This is a genomic window from Stenotrophomonas sp. SMYL20, assembly GCF_036320045.1.
Lineage (GTDB): Bacteria > Pseudomonadota > Gammaproteobacteria > Xanthomonadales > Xanthomonadaceae > Stenotrophomonas > Stenotrophomonas maltophilia_A.
In genome coordinates, this window is the sequence record NZ_JAWIRT010000031.1 from 29,334 (window position 1) to 45,455 (window position 16,122).

A 16,122-nucleotide genomic window follows, 5' to 3' on the forward strand; every position below is an offset into this window, starting at 1 on the left:
GGCGCGCCGGTCACTGGCGGTTGCTCTGGAAAACGAGCGTGTTGTATTCCTGCATCAGCTTGTTGGCAGAGCCACGCGGCGCCATCGACGGCGAATCAAGCATGCGTCGTTCGAAATCGGTGTAAGGCTTCTTCTCGCTGACGCGCTGCAGCCGCTCCTTGCCTTCGCGCCGGAAATTCTCGGCCCCACGCTCGAAGCCTTCCCAGTCCGACTTGCCCGGTTCCTGGTCGGCAACCTTGGCGTGCGCTTCATCGGAAATGCGGTTGAAGGCATCCAGGCGTTCGCGGGCCTTGGCCTGATCGAAATCATCCTCGCTCATCAGATCCATGATGGCCTTGGCTTCCAGCATCATCGCCAGACGGTAGTACTCGCGCGTGCGCCCCTCGGCCTGTTCCAGCGCCTTGAGCTGCTCGCGCTGGGCAGCGTCGTTCTGGCGCTCCAGCTCGGCATTGAACGTTTCGCTGGCAGCCACGAAATCCTTGAAGGCGGCCATCAAGGGCGCGTGCAGCTGCTTGCCCTTGGCGAACTGGTCGTCTTCGTAGTCCTGGCGATCGTAGTAGTCATGCGCGCCCTTGCTGACCGGCACCAGCGCCTTCAGCGCCTGCTGGTAGTGACCTGCAGCCGCATCGAGTTCGGCCAGCGCCGGCTTGGCAGCAATCGCCTCGGTCACCGGAGCGTCGCACTGCTTCATGTCGTAGTCGCTGATCTCGAACGGGCCGTACACGTGCGTCTCGCGTCCGGTCGGGCCAGCGTCGACATCCTTGATCCAGCGCGTGTAGGACTGGATGCTGCCGTGGGTTTTCGAATCCAGCGCGTTGAAGCAGCCGATGTAGGCGTTGAGCTTGGCGGTCAACTGCTGCTGTGTATCGGACGGGGCCGTGCTGGCGTCCGGCGTGCCGGAGGCAGCGGCACCGCCTGCAGCTACGGGTGCCTTGCCACCGCAGGCGGTCAGGATCAACGACAGCGAAGCGGCCAGCGCCGCGACGGAAAGAGTGCGTGACATGTGCTCACATCCTTGTTGAAAACGATTACAGCCACGCATTCTAGCGCAGCAGGCCGAGGGTCGCAGCCCTCGGCCTCTTCCGGCGACGCGCGGTCAATCCAGGAACAGATCCGGCAACAACGGCCGCGACGGATCCACCGCGTATCCGGAAAGATCCGTGACACCGGCCTGTGCCAGCACTTCATCGTCGATCAGGAACTGGCCGTGGAAGCCGGCCGCTTCACGCACCAGCACTGCATGTGCGGCATCGGCCATGATCTGCGGCGTACGGCAGCCAGCCGCATCCACGCCCGGAATCATGTTGATCGCATCGGTGGCGATCACCGTGCGGGGCCACAGCGCATTCACAGCCACGCCCTGCGGACCGAATTCGGCGGCCAGGCCCAGGGTGACGAAGCTCATGCCCATCTTCGCCAGCGTGTAGCCGGTGTGCGGTGCCCACCACTTCGGCTCCAGGCTCGGCGGCGGCGCCAGGGTGAGGATGTGCGGGTTCGGCGCCTGCAGCAGGTACGGCAGGCAGGCCTGCGCACACAGGAAGCTGCCACGCGAATTGACCTGCTGCATCAGGTCGAAGCGCTTCATCGGCGTATCCAGCGTGCCGCGCAACCAGATCGCGCTGGCGTTGTTGATCAGGATGTCGATGCCACCGAAGGTATCGACCGTGGCCGCCACCGCCGCCTGCACCTGCTCTTCCTCGCGGATGTCGCACTTCAGGGCCAGGCCCTGGCCGCCAGCCGCCGTTACCGCTTCGGCCGCGGTATGGATGGTGCCCGGCAGCTTCGGGTTCGGCACCGACGACTTGGCCGCAATGGCCACATTGGCGCCGTCGCGCGCAGCGCGCAGTGCGATGGCCAGGCCGATGCCGCGCGAGGCACCGGTGATGAAAAGCGTTTTGCCCTGCAGACTGCCCACGTTCCACACTCCAGCGTATGCAATGAGCCGCTAGTATGCCGCGCCGACGCGGAGTTCACCTGTCCTTGACGATACTCGGGCCTCCAGACAACGCACGAGGTCCACGCCATGCGCCGTTCCCGCCTGTTGCTGCCTGCCCTGGGGCTTGCCCTGCTGACTGCCTGCCAGGGCCGTTCGCCGGAACCCGGAAAGGAGCCGCCCGCCGGTGACGCGCCCAGCGCGGAGAAGGCCGCCGCCGATGGCAAGATGCGTTGGAGCGAGGCGGTGGTCTGGGATGGCGACCTCAATGCCTGCCGCCAGGGTGAGAATGCCGCGACCCGCGATTGCCTGCGCGATGCGATGCGGGCGGGTGGTGCCAGCGCCGATGCCATCACCGCCGCCGAGCAGCTGTCCAGCGGCGGGGAGCTTGCCTATGTGACCGCCTGGCACGAGAACGAAGGGCTGGGCATCGCCACGGTTGAATATCCGTTCCGCGCCAACACGAATGAGGGCACGCGACTGGTCGATGCCGGTGGCAAGCGCATCGATGTAGACGCCGTGCAGTTGGACGACACCCTGCGCGCCGATCCCACTGTGCAGGAGCTGCTGAAGGCCAACCCGCAAGCCACGCCGTTCGCACCGGCACAATCGGCCGGCGCTTCGCCATTGGATAACGGCGGCATCCGCCTGCTGTACCGCACGCCGTTGCGCGACTGCCACGCCTGCCCGGATGTGGGGCAGTTGCAGATCGCCTATGACTTCGATGCCAAGCGCAACTTCATCGGCCAGCAGGTGGTGCCGGCGACGCCGTAAGGCGTTGAGCGTCGCGATGCTGTGGTCGCCGGGCCATGCCCGGCGACATCGACCGAGCGGACCGTGGATATTGGCTTTCCCCTGACCAAAAGCCGAACGACGACCAGAGCGGCAGTACCTCATATTTCGCGACGGAGAGAATCAAAGGGATCGTCGATAGAATGATTCAGTCGCCAACCGGCTTTCAATTACCGATCTAACATAGGTAGCCCGCGCCTTGCCGGACTGTGAGTACTCGGCAAAAATCGCCATTGCCTCGGACCTCATCTCGGCACCACCGGTGGCCGTAAATACGAAAAATGAGGGCTCAAGATAACCAACAGTCTCTCGCATGAATCGCCTGCACTCATCAAGCGGAAAATCCATGGCGTAATCCGCCCAATCGATGTAGCGCCTCCAGAAAGCAGAAACCCCCCATTTCCCGCGTTTCTCATCAACAAAGAGCTTCAACTCAGAGAGCATGTTGGCGCATGCACCTACAGTTTCGTCATCCAAATCCAGGAAAGCGACGCGACCGGGATCAACCGCCTGCCAACAAAAAACCATAAAGTCTGCAACAAAGTCCTCTTCACAACCTTCGAAGAAATTGCTCTTGTACCAAGCAATAGTTTTAGCCACATCAGCCAATTCATCAGAATCAATCATCATCTCACCTTTCCGCCGGTTCCCTCGATGTTGGCGTTGAAGCTTCCAGCCCCCACCAGATCCATCTCGACGCTGAAGCGACGCCGCATCTGCACAGGCAGTGCGTTGTTGCCGGGAAGGCTGACATCGGTCACGGCAAATGCGGTCTTGCCGTTGTAGAGGCTGACACTCTCACCAAAGAGATCGTCCTTCAGCGCGGTCAGATTCTGCGCGGACTCGATGAGCTTGCGATTCTCCTGATACGGCTGGACCGCCGAGACCGTTCCCGCACCCACACACAGCACCAGTACCGCAACAGCGCGGTACTGCCAAGCAGAAATTCGACTCACAGCATTCCCCTCGCGTCCGCATGCGAGCCCGCGCAAGGGCGGCGCGACGACGCATCCATGCGACTCTCTCGCTCTCGATTCTAGGTGAGTGCCACGAGCAGATGAAAGGTGTTTTCAGCGCCAATTATCTGGCGTCTGTGCGCAATCATTGAATTGCGAACAGCATCCACGCATGGCGTGGATCTACCGGTACAACTGCACCTGCCTTTTCAACAGATGCGGCACGATCAGCCGATGCACGGGCGCAACCGGCAGCATGTACACGCGCCCGAACGCGTTGTGCGTATGCACCACGGTCGCCACTTCCAGCACGTCGCCCTGCCACTGCAGCGCCAGCTGCACGCGCAGGTGGCGGTCGTCGTCTTCCAGCACGATGGCATCGTCGTCCAGCGACTGCAGGGTGAAGATGCCCAGCCGCTGGCCGGGTTGAGGATCCTCAACATCCTGCACCGCACGCAACGAGCCCAGGTGCTTCATGCCGAGCAGGCGCATGCCGCGATTGCGCAGTGCCATCAGCCCATCGAACCAGCCGGGAATGGTCGCCGCCATATCGCGATAGGCCTGCAGGGCCGAGCGCCCATCGCGACGGGTCGTCGCCTGGCAGGCGTGCACGAAGTCGGCACCGGGCAACTGCGCACGCAGCACGCTGCAGGCAGTTGGCGGCCTGCTCACGACGGACGCACTGCTCACGGCTTCGGCCCCTGCCCTTCGTTGTCTTCCCAATGCAGGATGCGGCGGGTGACGAAGCGATAGACCGGCTTGCCGGTAGCGAACCACAGTTCGCGCACCCACGAGGTGCGCTTGAGCACGCGCTTCTCCACCGGGGTGAGCGACTCGCGGCAATACATGCGCTTGTGCTTGAGCAGGTGGCGCAGGTCCTCGCGGGCCAGCAGCCGCATCCAGCGCGAGCGCGGGTTGCCTATCACCGCCAGCTGGAAGTCGATCAGCGCTGGACGACCGTCTTCGGTGACCAGCCAGTTGGCTTCCTTGGCCAGATCGTTGTGGGCCACGCCATTGCGGTGCAGCTGCTGCAGCAGCCGACGCGCCGAGCGGAACCAGGCCAGGTCACCGCGTGGTGGACGCTGGTACATGGCATCGCCGGCCATGAAGCTGCGGTCGAGGTGACGGCCATCCCACGCCAGCAGCTGCGGCACATCGGCCATGCCGTGGATGTGCTGCAACGCGCGTGCTTCGCGGCGGGCCAGCCACCAGGCCGGCAGCCGCAGCCACAGCGGCGTGGCGCCCAGATCACGGCGCACGAAGGGGCCATCGGGCCCTTTCACAAGAAGGATCTGGCCGAAACTGTCGGCCTTCAAAGCATGCGGTGGAGCGTCTGGCGTATGCGGCATGGGGCCATTCTAGGCGAAGGCGCCGGTTGCAAACGGTCACGAAGCGGCTGGGAACCAGTCACCTTCACGCCCCTATAATCGGGCAATGGACTCTTCATGGATCGACGCCACGCTCGCGTGGATTGCCGCTCACCCCGTGTTGGCGGGTGCCGTTATCTTCCTCATCGCCTTCTGCGATGCGGTGATCATTCTTGGCGCCATCGTGCCGGCGCTGCCGTTGCTGTTCGCGGTGGGCGTGTTCATCGGCCTGGGCCAGATCTCCGGGCCGTACGCGGTGGCGGCTGCAGCTCTGGGCGCATTTGCCGGCGACGGTATCAGTTACTGGATCGGCCGCCGCTGGGGTGACCGCCTGCGCGGCGTGTGGCCGTTCAGCCGCTACCCGCAGCTGCTCGACCGCGGCGAGAACCTGTTCCGCCGCAATGCCTTCAAAAGCATCCTGATCGCACGCTACGTCGGCGCGATCCGACCGTTCGTGCCGGCCATCGCCGGCATGATGAAGATGCCCGCCAGCCGTTACGTGCAGGCCAGCGGCATCGCCAGCATCTCCTGGGCGGTGCTGTTCCTGGCCCCGGGCTGGATTCTTGGCGAGGCGTATGACGCCGTGGCCGCCGTGGCCGGACGACTGGTGGTGGTGGTCGGCCTGCTGGCGGTGATCCTCGGCCTGGTCTGGGCCATCGTTCTGTACGGCTATCGCTGGTCGGCCGCGCGCATGGACAACTGGCTGGCGCGGCTGCTGGATTGGTCCAACCGTCACCCGACGCTGGGCCGCTACACCGTTGGCGTGCTGGACCCGAAGCGGCGTGAGTCCGTGCCGCTGGCAATGCTGGCGTTGATGCTGCTGGTACTGGGCTGGGGCTGGTTCGCGTTGCTGACCGTGGTGGTCGCACACGGCGAGCCGCTGGCGATCGACCTGCTGGTGCACCAGGCCATGCTGGCGCTGCGCAACCCGCTGGCCGACTACCCGATGGCCGCACTGGCATCGCTGGGCGCCTGGCAGGTACTGCTGCCGGCCACCGCGGCGGCGATGGGCTACCTGATCTGGCGCCGACGCTGGATGGCGGCCGCGCACTGGCTGGCCGCGCTTGCCTTCGGCCTGGCCCTGACCATGCTGCTCGGCGCCACCGTGGATGTGGTGCGCCCGGTCGATGCCAGCAGCGGCTTTGGCTTCCCGTCGGTGTCGGTGACCATGGCCACCATCACCTTCGGTTTCTTCGCGGTGCTGATCGCCCGCGAGATGCCCGGTCGCACCCGCGTCTGGCCGTACCTGGTGTCGGGCATCGTGGTCAGCCTGATCGGCTTCTCGCGCCTGTACCTGGGCGCGCATTGGCTGAGCGATGTGATCGGCGGCATGCTGTTCGGCACGTTCTGGCTGCTGGTGCTGGGCATCGCCTACCGCCGCCGCTTCAACCGCTCGTTCTGGGTGAAGCCGGTGGCCTGGCTGTTCTACGGCGTCTTCGCCGTGGCGGCGATGTGGTACGCGCCGCGCCACATTCCGGTGAAGCTGGAGCGGTTCGAGCCGACCCTGCCGGCACCGCAGGCGATGGATGCGCAAGCCTGGTGGCAGCACGACTGGGCCACGCTGCCGGCGCGCCGCAACGAGTTCGACGACGACCAGCGCTGGCCGCTGGACGTGCAGGTGGCGGGCCCGCTGGCGCCGCTGCAGGCGCAGCTGGAAGCCCGCGGCTGGAAGCGGCAGGAGCAGGCCGGCTGGCAGCAGGCGCTGCTGATGCTGGACAAGAACACCGGTGCCGACGAGCTGCCGGTGTTGCCGGCGACGCTGGATACCCGCGTGGAAGCACTGCTGATGGTGCGCCAGGGTGCGAAGCCGGATGAGCGCTATGTGCTGCGCTTGTGGCCGGCACCCGCGCAGCTGCAGCCGGGCAACACGCCGCTGTGGCTGGGCAGTGCACAGACCCTGCGTTACGAGCGCCACTTCGAATGGATCGGCATGTGGCACCCGCTGCGGGGTGTCGACCCGGCGTTGAACGCGGTGAAGGACGCCGTGCAGGACCTGCCGCAGCGGGAGGATGTGCACAGCGAAACCGGGCTGCCGGTGTTGCGGTTGAAGACCACGCCGTGATGGCGCCGCCGGGCACGGCCCGGCGCTACCGCCCGCTCTGGTAGATGCCAACCTTGGTTGGCTCTTCGGGAAAAGGCCGCCAACCAAGGTTGGCAGCTACCGGTTCCGGCGCGCTCTGGTATTCGCCAACCCTGGTTGGCGTTTCCCGGTTCCGCTGCGCTCTGGTAGTGGCCAACCTTGGTTGGCGTTTCCCGGTTCCGCCGTGCTCTGGTAGTCGCCAACCTTGGTTGGCGTTTCCCGGTTCCGGCGCGCTCTGGCTGTCGCCAACCCTGGTTGGCGTTTCCCGGTTCCGCTGTGCTCTGGTAGTGGCCAACCTTGGTTGGCGGTTATCGGCTACGGCATCCAGCCCAGCAACTGCTGCAATCGCTGGTGCGGGTCATCCATCTGCAGCAGCTGCAGGCGCTGCTGCTCGCTCAGTGGCAGCAGTTCGGCCAGCCGCCAGCCGACCCAGCTGGCCTGGTCCAGCAACGCCGGGTTGGCCGGCGCATAGGCCTCGCCGGCCTGTTCGATGATGTGCCCCAGCACCGTGGCCAGCAGCGCATGCTGCGGCCGCAGTTCGTCATCGGGGTCTTCATCGCACCAACGCACGTCGGCTACCACCAGGCCGTTGTCGCGCACGCGGGTGCGCTCGACATGGAAGCGGCGGGTGCCACGCAGGCGCAACTGCAGCACGCCGTCTGCGCCGACATCGAAGTCTTCGATGCGTACCTGCACGCCATAGGCGGCCGGCGTTGCCGGTGCGCCGACTTCCTCGCCATCGAGGATCAGACAGACACCAAACCCCTCACCACTGCGGCCGCTGTCGCGGACCAGGTCCAGGTAGCGGCGCTCGAATACACGCAGGCCCACCGCCGCACCCGGCACCAGCGTGGTGTGCAGCGGAAACAGCGGCAGCGAACCGTCGACGCTCATCGGGCCTGCAGCGCGGCCAGGAAACGGCGCGGTGCACCGTCGAAGCCACCATTGGACATGAACACCACGTGGTCACCACTGCGCGCGCTGGCCTGCAATTGCGCCAGCAACGCGTCGGTATCGGGCACCGCGTGCGCTTCGCCACGCACCGCGGCGATCACCGCAGCGGCATCCCAGGCCAGTTCCGGGCGATGCAGGAACACCACTTCATCGGCCAGCGCCAGCGACGGAGCCAGCGCATGCGCGTGTGCGCCCAGTCGCATCGAATTGCTGCGCGGCTCCATCGCGACCACGATGCGCGCATCACCCACCTTGGCACGCAGGCCTTCCAATGTGGTGGCGATCGCGGTCGGGTGATGGGCGAAATCGTCGTAAATGGTGATGCCGTCATGCTGGCCGATCACTTCCATGCGGCGCTTGACGCTGCGGAAGCGTGACAACGCAGGAATCACGTCGGCCGGTGCCACGCCCACCGCATGCGCGGCGGCCAGCGCAGCCAGGCCGTTGAGCACGTTGTGGCGGCCCAGCAACGACCACTGCACGTCGCCCATTGCCTGCCCGCGGTGATGCACGCGGAAGGCGCTGCCATCGGCGGCCAGCAGCTCGGCATGCCATTCCAGCGACGGATCGAATCCGAAGCGTTCGACCGGCGTCCAGCAGCCCATCGCCAGCACTTCGGCCAGATGCTGATCCTCGCCGTTGACGATCAGTCGGCCACGCGCCGGCACCGTGCGCACCAGATGGTGGAACTGGCGCTGGATCGCGGCCACGTCGGGGAAGATATCGGCGTGGTCGTATTCAAGGTTGTTGAGGATGGCCACCAGCGGCCGGTAGTGCACGAACTTGCTGCGCTTGTCGAAGAAGGCGGTGTCGTACTCGTCGGCCTCGACCACGAACTCGCGGCCCTGCCCCAGGCGGGCGGAGACGCCGAAATCCTCGGCTACGCCGCCGATCAGGAAACCGGGTGAACGACCGGCGCTTTCCAGCAGCCAGGTGAGGATGGTGGTGGTGGTGGTCTTGCCGTGGGTACCGGCCACGGCCAGGGTGTCGCGGCCCGGCAGCACCTGTTCGGACAGCCACTGGGCGCCGGAGATGTAGCGCTGGCCGGCGTCGAGCACGGCCTCCACGGCCGGGTTGCCGCGCGAGAGCGCGTTGCCGATCACCACCTCGTTGGTGCCGGCCGGCACGCTGTCGGCGCGGTAACCCTGGTCCAGGGTGATGCCCAGCTGTTCGAGCTGGGTCGACATCGGCGGATAGATGGCCTGGTCGCTGCCGCTGACCGTATGGCCCAGTTCCCGCGCCAGGGCGGCCACGCCGCCCATGAAGGTGCCGGCGATTGCAAGGATATGTACGCTGCTCATGACCGAGGATTGTGACCGATGACGGCTGTATAGGGCCAATGTCCGATCCGGGGTAAGACAAGTCCTACACAGGATGTGAGAAAACTCCAATCATCTGTCAGGGAAATCCCGATAGCGATGTTCTGTGAACCCGGACACAATTCGAACTGCCAGCCGCAGTACCCGAACCGGTCCTACTCCCCAAGAGGCCATCCCCAAGGGAGCTCATGCTGCGGGGCCCTGAGCAAGCCCTCTGCTGGCGCCTATCAAACGACACAGGCCTGGTCCTCGCGGACCAGGCCTGTGCTTTTTGCGCCCGAAGGACCGGCAGTGCACCGGCCCTGCAGGATCAACCCTTGATCGCCGCCAGGATGCGGGCTTCGATCTCGTCCAGCTCACCGACGCCGTCGACGCGGGCCAGGGTGCCACGGCCGGCGTAGAAGTCGACCACCGGGGCGGTCTGGTCGTTGTAGACCTGCAGGCGCTGGCGCACCGCTTCCGGCGTGTCATCGGCGCGGCCCTGTTCCTTGGCACGACCGGCGATGCGCTCGACCAGCAGCTCGGTGGCCACGTCCAGCTGCACCACGGCATCCAGCGGCTGGCCGATCTTGGCCAGCAGGCCGTCCATCGCATTGGCCTGGGCCACATTGCGCGGGTAGCCATCGAGGATGAAGCCCTTGGCGACATCGGCCTGGGTCAGGCGCGACTCCAGCATGCCCAGCAGGATGTCGTCCGACACCAGGTTGCCGGCATCCATCACCGTCTTGGCCTGCTTGCCCAGCTCCGTGCCCGCGGCGATTTCCGCGCGCAGCATGTCACCGGTCGAAATGTGGGCGATCCCCAGCTTTTCCTTCAGGCGCGTCGCCTGTGTCCCCTTGCCCGAACCGGGCGGTCCCAACAGAACCAATCGCATTGACCTGACTCCAACGTGTTGAAAACAAAGAAGGTTCGCGTCCCGGACGGACCGGTATCGCTGCACCGCAATAGCGCCACTTTACCGCATCCGGGTAATGTCCCTGCAATGTCCCCTCCCCCGAGCAGGTAGAAGCATGCGCAACGGTACTCTCCTCTACGCCCAGTCCGGCGGTGTCACCGCGGTCATCAACGCCACTGCAGCGGCGGTGATCGAGCAGGCCCGGGCCAAGGGCATCAAGGTCCTGGCCGCCCGCAACGGCATCCTCGGCGCGCTGCGCGAGGAACTGATCGACACCAGCAAGGAGAGTGCTGCGGCCATCCGCGCCCTCGCCCACACCCCGGGCGGCGCCTTCGGCTCGTGCCGGGTCAAGCTGAAATCGCTGGATGCCGACCGCGCCCGCTACGACCGCCTGCTGGAAGTGCTGCGCGCACACGACGTGCGCTGGTTCCTCTACAACGGCGGCAACGACTCGGCCGACACCGCGCTGAAGGTCTCGCAGCTGGCCAAGGCCTCCGGCTACGACCTGACCTGCATCGGCGTGCCCAAGACCATCGACAACGATCTGGCGGTGACCGACACCTGTCCCGGCTTCGGCTCGGCGGCCAAGTACACCGCGGTCTCGGTGCGCGAGGCGGCGCTGGACGTGGCGGCAATGGCCGAGACCTCCACCCGTGTCTTCATCTACGAGGCCATGGGCCGCCACGCCGGCTGGCTGGCTGCGGCCGCCGGTCTGGCCGGCAACGGCGATGACGAAGCGCCGCACATCATCCTGCTGCCCGAACGCGCCTATGACGAAGCGGCGTTCCTGGCCAAGGTCAAGGCGGTGGTCGAGCGCGTCGGCTACTGCGTGGTGGTGGCGTCGGAAGGCATCGCCACCGCCGATGGCCGCTTCGTCGCCGACGCGGGCGGCGGCAAGGACTCGTTCGGTCACTCGCAGCTGGGCGGCGTGGCCGCGCACCTGGCCGGCCGGGTCAAGGACCAGCTGGGCCTGAAGGTGCACTGGGCGCTGCCCGATTACCTGCAGCGCTCGGCCCGCCACCTGGCCAGCAAGACCGACTGGGAGCAGGCGCAGGCGGTCGGCAAGGCCGCCGTGCAGCTGGCACTGAAGGGCCAGAACGGCGTGATGCCGGTGATCGTGCGCAGCACCGATGCGCCCTATCGCTGGAAGATCGAAGCGGCGCCGCTGTCGAAGATCGCCAATCATGAAAAGAAGATGCCCGCCGGCTTCATCCGCCGCGACGGCTTCGGCATCACCGCCAAGGCGCGGGCCTACCTGTCGCCGCTGATCAAGGGCGAAGCCCCGCTGCCGTACGGCACCGACGGCCTGCCGAAGTACGTGACGCTGAAGAACGTGGCCGTGAAGCAGAAGCTGCCGGCCTTCGAGGGCTGAGCCGAAAAAGGGGACGGAGGGGATTAAGTCGTATACGCCCCTCTGTGCTGAGCCCTGTGCGGAGCGCAGGGCACATTGCGGCGGCCGCCGAAGCACCCCACAATCGGGCTCCGGCCCGGGGCAAAGGGGCCGCCGCAAGCCAGATTCGACGCTGCCCGGCCTTCAAGGCCCGGGCCTGTGCTGCCATTTCACAAGGACTGTAACCATGAAGCACCCGATCCTGATCGCCGCGCTGCTGTCCGGTGCCGCCGCGCCGGCCTTCGCTGCGACCTGCGAAAGCAACTTCCAGAAGAAGGGCAATCCCTTCGTCGGCACGACCTTCACCTCATCGGTCACCCATCCGGACCTGACCGTGGCCAGTGCCATCGGCCAGATGCGGGTGATCGCCAAGAACGCCAACATGGACGTCCTCAGCGAGGACGTGGAAGGCGGCTCGATGCTGATCGAAGAGCCGGAATCCATGGCCCACAAGCCGATTCCGATGATCATCAGTGCCACCTCCGAAGGCGGCCAGGGCACCGTCGGCATGGTGGTGAAGGTCAACAAGGGCGCCATTGCCTCGGCCGATGGCGTGCGCGAAGAAATGTGCAAGCTGCTCAACCAGATCAAGCCGGGCAAGGCTGGCGAACAGGCAGCCAAGGCCACTCCGCAGGCGTCGGTGGTGACGATTGCCGCCGACCGCTTCGGCTTCCAGCTGCGCAACCAGAACAAGGACAACCCGGCCGCGGTCGAGCCGCGCTACAAGGGCAAGACCTACGCCATCACCGGTCGCATCACCTCCGTGCTGCGCAGTGGCGGCACCTACAACACCAGCTTCGACCTGCCCAGCGATGGCAGCATCGACTTTGAGCGCGTGGCCATTTCCTGCTCGTTTGCAGCCAACCAGGCCGCGTATGCGCTGGCCCTGCGCCCGCGCGAGAAGGTGACGCTGACCGGCGTGGTCGACAGCTACGACCAGATTGGTCGTGTGTTGTGGTTGAAGGACTGCCGCGGCAACTGATCGTTGCCAGCATGGGAAAAGGCCCGGGTGCGCAGGCGCCCGGGCCTTTTCGTTTCCACAGCGGTTCACACCTGGCGCACGTGCATCGCAGGATGATGGATGCCCCGCCCGGAGGTCATCATGGCACTGCGTGTTGTTCGACTGGGTACGCCGCGCCACCCCGGCGAAGGGCTGCGCATCGGTACCGTGCGGCGGCCGCCACGCGGCGTGCCGCGCAGTGAGTTCGCGGAACAGGACTGGTACGACGTCTGGTTCCCGACCCTGTCACCCAGCGCGGAACTGGTAAAGCGGGCGCACGAAGCGAAAACCGCGGCCGACTGGAATGCGTTCTTCCGCCACTACAAGGCCGAGATGAAGGCGCCGGACGCGGCCCACGCGCTGGATCTTCTGGCCGCGATGTCACAGCACAGCGACATCAGCGTGGGGTGCTACTGCGAGGATGAAGCGCATTGCCATCGCAGGGCCCTGCGAGAGCTGCTGGTGGCGCGCGGGGCGACGCTGGCGGAGTGAAGATTGCAGGATTGCCGGCCAGCGGCCGGCACTCCCCGTGGATGACCGCGCGGGTACATCGCCCACGCAATTTCAATTGCAGGCCTTGCCTTCCATCTGCAGCTGCGCGGCGAACATCGTCACCTGCGGAATCTGGCCGGCGGCGGCCTGCTTCTTGGCCTCTTCCAGATAGATGCGCGACTGGCCCTGCCCGTCCAGCTCGACCCTGTTGCTCGACGGCAGGCGCCACACCCGCACCACGGCCTGCTGTGCCGGGCAGGCGGCGCTGGGCACGCGGATCACATCATTGAGCTTCCAGCCCTTGTCCACACTCGGCTGCGCCTTGGCATAGTCGACGAAGCGCGCGCGCGGCTGGCACTGCTCGCTGGTCCGCACCGGTGCGAAGCGATACGGCTCGGCCGCCTGACCGGTGAAGGCACCTTCCAGGCGCGCGCAGGCCTCGGGAATCTGCCGCAGGGTGTGCACCGCGCCCACGGCCTGGGGGGCACCCACGGCGCGCTGCAGCTCCGGGGTTTCCGCGGCGAGTGCCGGTACGGCCGGGACCAGGGCGGCAAGCATCAACAGGGACAGGCGCATGGGGAATCTCCTACGGGACTGAGCGCAGGCTTGCAGAGGCTGGCTTAACGGGGTGCAAAGGCCTGTGGCTTTCGAATCATGCCCATGGACTGGCGGCATGCGGCGGGGCTCGTAAAAACCAGTCGAGCACGGCTCGACTCTACAGTGCGCGGCACGCATACTGCGGGCACCAGGGAATGCTGAACACCGCCATACGTCGGACGACCACCAAGGTCGGTACGGGTTGGTTCCAGGCTGCAGCCCGTCGTCCCCCTCGTGGTGCCGTTCATCGCCACTGGATGCCTACATCCATTCTGCGGAGGGGTCTAATGCTGGAACGTCACGGGCTGTCATTGGCGCTGGGCTGCGCCATTCTCGCGATCCTGTTCGGAATCGTCTCGGCGCGCTGGATCCTGCGCCAACCCACCGGCAATGAACGCATGATCGCGATCGCCACCGCGATCCAGGAAGGTGCGCGTGCCTACCTCAACCGCCAGTACCTGACCATCGGCGTCGCCGGCGTGGTGCTGTTCGTGCTGGTCGGCATCTTCCTCAGCTGGTACACCGCGATCGGCTTCGCCATCGGTGCGGTGCTGTCCGGCGCGGCCGGCTACATCGGCATGAACGTGTCGGTACGCGCCAACGTGCGCACCGCCGAAGCTGCCCGCCACGGCATCAGCGCGGCGATGGACGTCGCCTTCCGCGGCGGTGCGATCACCGGCATGCTGGTGGTCGGCCTCGGCCTGCTGGGCGTGGCCGGCTACTACGCGCTGCTGCTGCGCATGGGCCTGCAGATGGACCAGGCGCTGCATGCACTGGTCGGGCTGGCGTTCGGCTCGTCGCTGATCTCGATCTTCGCGCGCCTGGGCGGCGGCATCTTCACCAAGGGCGCGGACGTCGGTGCCGACTTGGTGGGCAAGGTCGAAGCCGGCATTCCCGAAGACGATCCGCGCAACCCGGCGGTGATCGCCGACAACGTGGGTGACAACGTGGGCGACTGCGCCGGCATGGCCGCCGACCTGTTCGAGACCTACGCGGTGACCGTGATCGCCACCATGCTGCTGGGCAGCCTGATGCTGGCCGAGGCAGGCGCCAATGCGGTGCTGTATCCGCTGGTGCTGGGCGGCGTGTCGATCATCGCCTCGATCATCGGCGCGCTGTTCGTCAAGGTGAAGCCGGGCGGTTCGATCATGGGCGCACTGTACAAGGGCGTGATCGTCTCCGGCGTACTGGCCGCCATCGCCTTCTACCCGATCACCACCGGGTTGATGAGTGACAACGTGCATGGGCCGATGGCGCTGTATGGCTGCGCATTGATCGGGCTGGTGCTGACCGGCCTGATCGTGTGGATCACCGAGTACTACACCGGCACCCAGTACAAGCCGGTGCAGCACGTGGCACAGGCCTCGACCACTGGGCATGGCACCAACATCATCGCCGGCCTTGGCATTTCCATGAAGTCCACCGCGCTACCGGTGGTGGCGGTGTGTGCGGCAATCTGGGGCGCGTTCGCGCTTGGGGGCCTGTACGGCATCGCCATCGCCGCCACCGCGATGCTGTCGATGGCCGGCATGATCGTCGCCCTCGATGCCTATGGACCGATCACCGACAACGCCGGTGGCATCGCCGAGATGGCCGAGCTGCCCTCGGAGATCCGCGACATCACCGACCCGCTGGATGCGGTGGGCAACACCACCAAGGCAGTGACCAAGGGTTACGCGATCGGCTCAGCGGCGCTGGCGGCACTGGTGCTGTTCGCCGACTACACCCACAACCTGCAGGCGGCACATCCGGGGCAGGAATTCCGATTCGACCTCAGCGACCACACGGTGATCATCGGCCTGCTGATCGGCGGCCTGATTCCCTACCTGTTCGGTGCGATGGCGATGGAAGCGGTCGGCCGCGCCGCCGGTGCGGTGGTGGAGGAAGTACGGCGCCAGTTCCGCGAGATCCCCGGCATCATGCAGGGCACCGGCAAGCCGCAGTACGACAAGGCGGTGGACATGCTGACCCGCTCGGCGATCCGCGAAATGATCGTGCCCTCGCTGCTGCCGGTGGCGGTGCCGGTGGTGGTCGGCCTGCTGCTGGGGCCGCGCGCACTGGGCGGCCTGCTGATCGGCACGATCGTGACCGGCCTGTTCGTGGCCATTTCGATGACCACCGGCGGCGGCGCTTGGGACAACGCCAAGAAGTACATCGAAGACGGCCACTTCGGCGGCAAGGGCAGCGAGGCGCACAAGGCGGCAGTGACCGGCGATACCGTTGGCGATCCCTACAAGGACACCGCCGGTCCGGCGATCAATCCGCTGATCAAGATCATCAACATCGTGGCACTGCTGCTGGTGCCCCTGCTGTAGATCCACGCCATGCGCAAACCCGTAGAGTCGAG

The 16,122-nt window shown here is 66.1% G+C and carries 16 protein-coding genes; 6 read left to right on the top strand and 10 right to left on the bottom strand.

The genetic code is table 11. From position 1 onward, the window contains the following. Positions 1–10 precede the first annotated feature (10 nt). On the bottom strand, positions 11–1,003 hold the full coding sequence (locus V3B48_RS18920; RefSeq protein ID WP_329894235.1) for a YiiG family protein: 993 nt from the start codon (positions 1,001–1,003) through the stop codon (positions 11–13). Positions 1,004–1,096: 93 nt separating this feature from the next. Continuing rightward, complete coding sequence (locus tag V3B48_RS18925) at positions 1,097–1,915, bottom strand: NAD(P)-dependent oxidoreductase (RefSeq protein WP_329894236.1); 819 nt, start codon at positions 1,913–1,915, stop codon at positions 1,097–1,099. Between the two features lie 108 nt (positions 1,916–2,023). On the opposite strand from V3B48_RS18925, the gene V3B48_RS18930 reads away from it, so the two are divergent. Further along, positions 2,024–2,707 (top strand): hypothetical protein, encoded by a 684-nt coding sequence (locus V3B48_RS18930; RefSeq protein ID WP_012512018.1) that lies wholly within the window; start codon positions 2,024–2,026, stop codon positions 2,705–2,707. Positions 2,708–2,848: 141 nt separating this feature from the next. Here V3B48_RS18930 and V3B48_RS18935 read toward each other — a convergent pair whose 3' ends face one another. The 4 genes from V3B48_RS18935 to V3B48_RS18950 form a co-directional block, all read right to left on the bottom strand. Beyond that, positions 2,849–3,352 (bottom strand): hypothetical protein, encoded by a 504-nt coding sequence (locus V3B48_RS18935; RefSeq protein WP_329894237.1) that lies wholly within the window; start codon positions 3,350–3,352, stop codon positions 2,849–2,851. Next, on the bottom strand, positions 3,352–3,681 hold the full coding sequence (locus V3B48_RS18940) for a hypothetical protein (RefSeq protein WP_147427851.1): 330 nt from the start codon (positions 3,679–3,681) through the stop codon (positions 3,352–3,354). Before V3B48_RS18940 ends, V3B48_RS18935 begins: the two co-directional genes overlap by 1 nt. Before the next feature lie 183 nt (positions 3,682–3,864). Further along, positions 3,865–4,371 carry a DUF2867 domain-containing protein gene (locus V3B48_RS18945; RefSeq protein WP_329894238.1) on the bottom strand — a complete coding sequence of 169 codons (507 nt, stop codon included), beginning with the start codon at positions 4,369–4,371 and terminating at the stop codon, positions 3,865–3,867. Continuing rightward, on the bottom strand, positions 4,368–5,030 hold the full coding sequence (locus V3B48_RS18950; RefSeq protein WP_032128381.1) for a serine/threonine-protein kinase: 663 nt from the start codon (positions 5,028–5,030) through the stop codon (positions 4,368–4,370). The genes V3B48_RS18945 and V3B48_RS18950 overlap by 4 nt, the downstream gene beginning before the upstream one ends. An 85-nt stretch (positions 5,031–5,115) precedes the next feature. Between V3B48_RS18950 and V3B48_RS18955 the strand changes: the two genes are divergently transcribed. Then, entirely contained in the window at positions 5,116–7,110 is a 1,995-nt protein-coding gene (locus tag V3B48_RS18955; RefSeq protein WP_329894239.1) for a bifunctional DedA family/phosphatase PAP2 family protein, read from the top strand. Positions 7,111–7,443: 333 nt separating this feature from the next. Here V3B48_RS18955 and V3B48_RS18960 read toward each other — a convergent pair whose 3' ends face one another. From V3B48_RS18960 to V3B48_RS18970, 3 genes are all read right to left on the bottom strand, one after another. Next, complete coding sequence (locus tag V3B48_RS18960; protein ID WP_032128383.1) at positions 7,444–8,022, bottom strand: LON peptidase substrate-binding domain-containing protein; 579 nt, start codon at positions 8,020–8,022, stop codon at positions 7,444–7,446. After that, entirely contained in the window at positions 8,019–9,383 is a 1,365-nt protein-coding gene (gene mpl, locus V3B48_RS18965; protein ID WP_329894240.1) for a UDP-N-acetylmuramate:L-alanyl-gamma-D-glutamyl-meso-diaminopimelate ligase, read from the bottom strand. The genes V3B48_RS18960 and mpl overlap by 4 nt, the downstream gene beginning before the upstream one ends. Positions 9,384–9,711: 328 nt before the next feature. Next, positions 9,712–10,275: an adenylate kinase gene (locus V3B48_RS18970; RefSeq protein WP_032128385.1), complete on the bottom strand. Its 564-nt coding sequence runs from the start codon at positions 10,273–10,275 to the stop codon at positions 9,712–9,714. A gap of 136 nt (positions 10,276–10,411) precedes the next feature. On the opposite strand from V3B48_RS18970, the gene V3B48_RS18975 reads away from it, so the two are divergent. From V3B48_RS18975 to V3B48_RS18985, 3 genes are all read left to right on the top strand, one after another. Further along, positions 10,412–11,668 (top strand): 6-phosphofructokinase, encoded by a 1,257-nt coding sequence (locus tag V3B48_RS18975; RefSeq protein ID WP_125894981.1) that lies wholly within the window; start codon positions 10,412–10,414, stop codon positions 11,666–11,668. A gap of 205 nt (positions 11,669–11,873) precedes the next feature. Continuing rightward, the gene (locus V3B48_RS18980; protein WP_032128387.1) at positions 11,874–12,668 is read left to right on the top strand and encodes a hypothetical protein; all 795 of its coding nucleotides are present in this window, start codon (positions 11,874–11,876) and stop codon (positions 12,666–12,668) included. A gap of 120 nt (positions 12,669–12,788) precedes the next feature. Next, positions 12,789–13,178, top strand: a complete 390-nt coding sequence (locus V3B48_RS18985; RefSeq protein ID WP_032128407.1) for a DUF488 family protein — start codon at positions 12,789–12,791, stop codon at positions 13,176–13,178. Positions 13,179–13,250: 72 nt separating this feature from the next. Here V3B48_RS18985 and V3B48_RS18990 read toward each other — a convergent pair whose 3' ends face one another. Continuing rightward, positions 13,251–13,754 (bottom strand): hypothetical protein, encoded by a 504-nt coding sequence (locus tag V3B48_RS18990; RefSeq protein WP_329894241.1) that lies wholly within the window; start codon positions 13,752–13,754, stop codon positions 13,251–13,253. 308 nt (positions 13,755–14,062) lie between these two features. Here V3B48_RS18990 and V3B48_RS18995 point away from each other — a divergent pair, with 308 nt between their 5' ends. Beyond that, positions 14,063–16,090 carry a sodium-translocating pyrophosphatase gene (locus tag V3B48_RS18995; RefSeq protein ID WP_032128389.1) on the top strand — a complete coding sequence of 676 codons (2,028 nt, stop codon included), beginning with the start codon at positions 14,063–14,065 and terminating at the stop codon, positions 16,088–16,090. Positions 16,091–16,122: the final 32 nt, after the last annotated feature.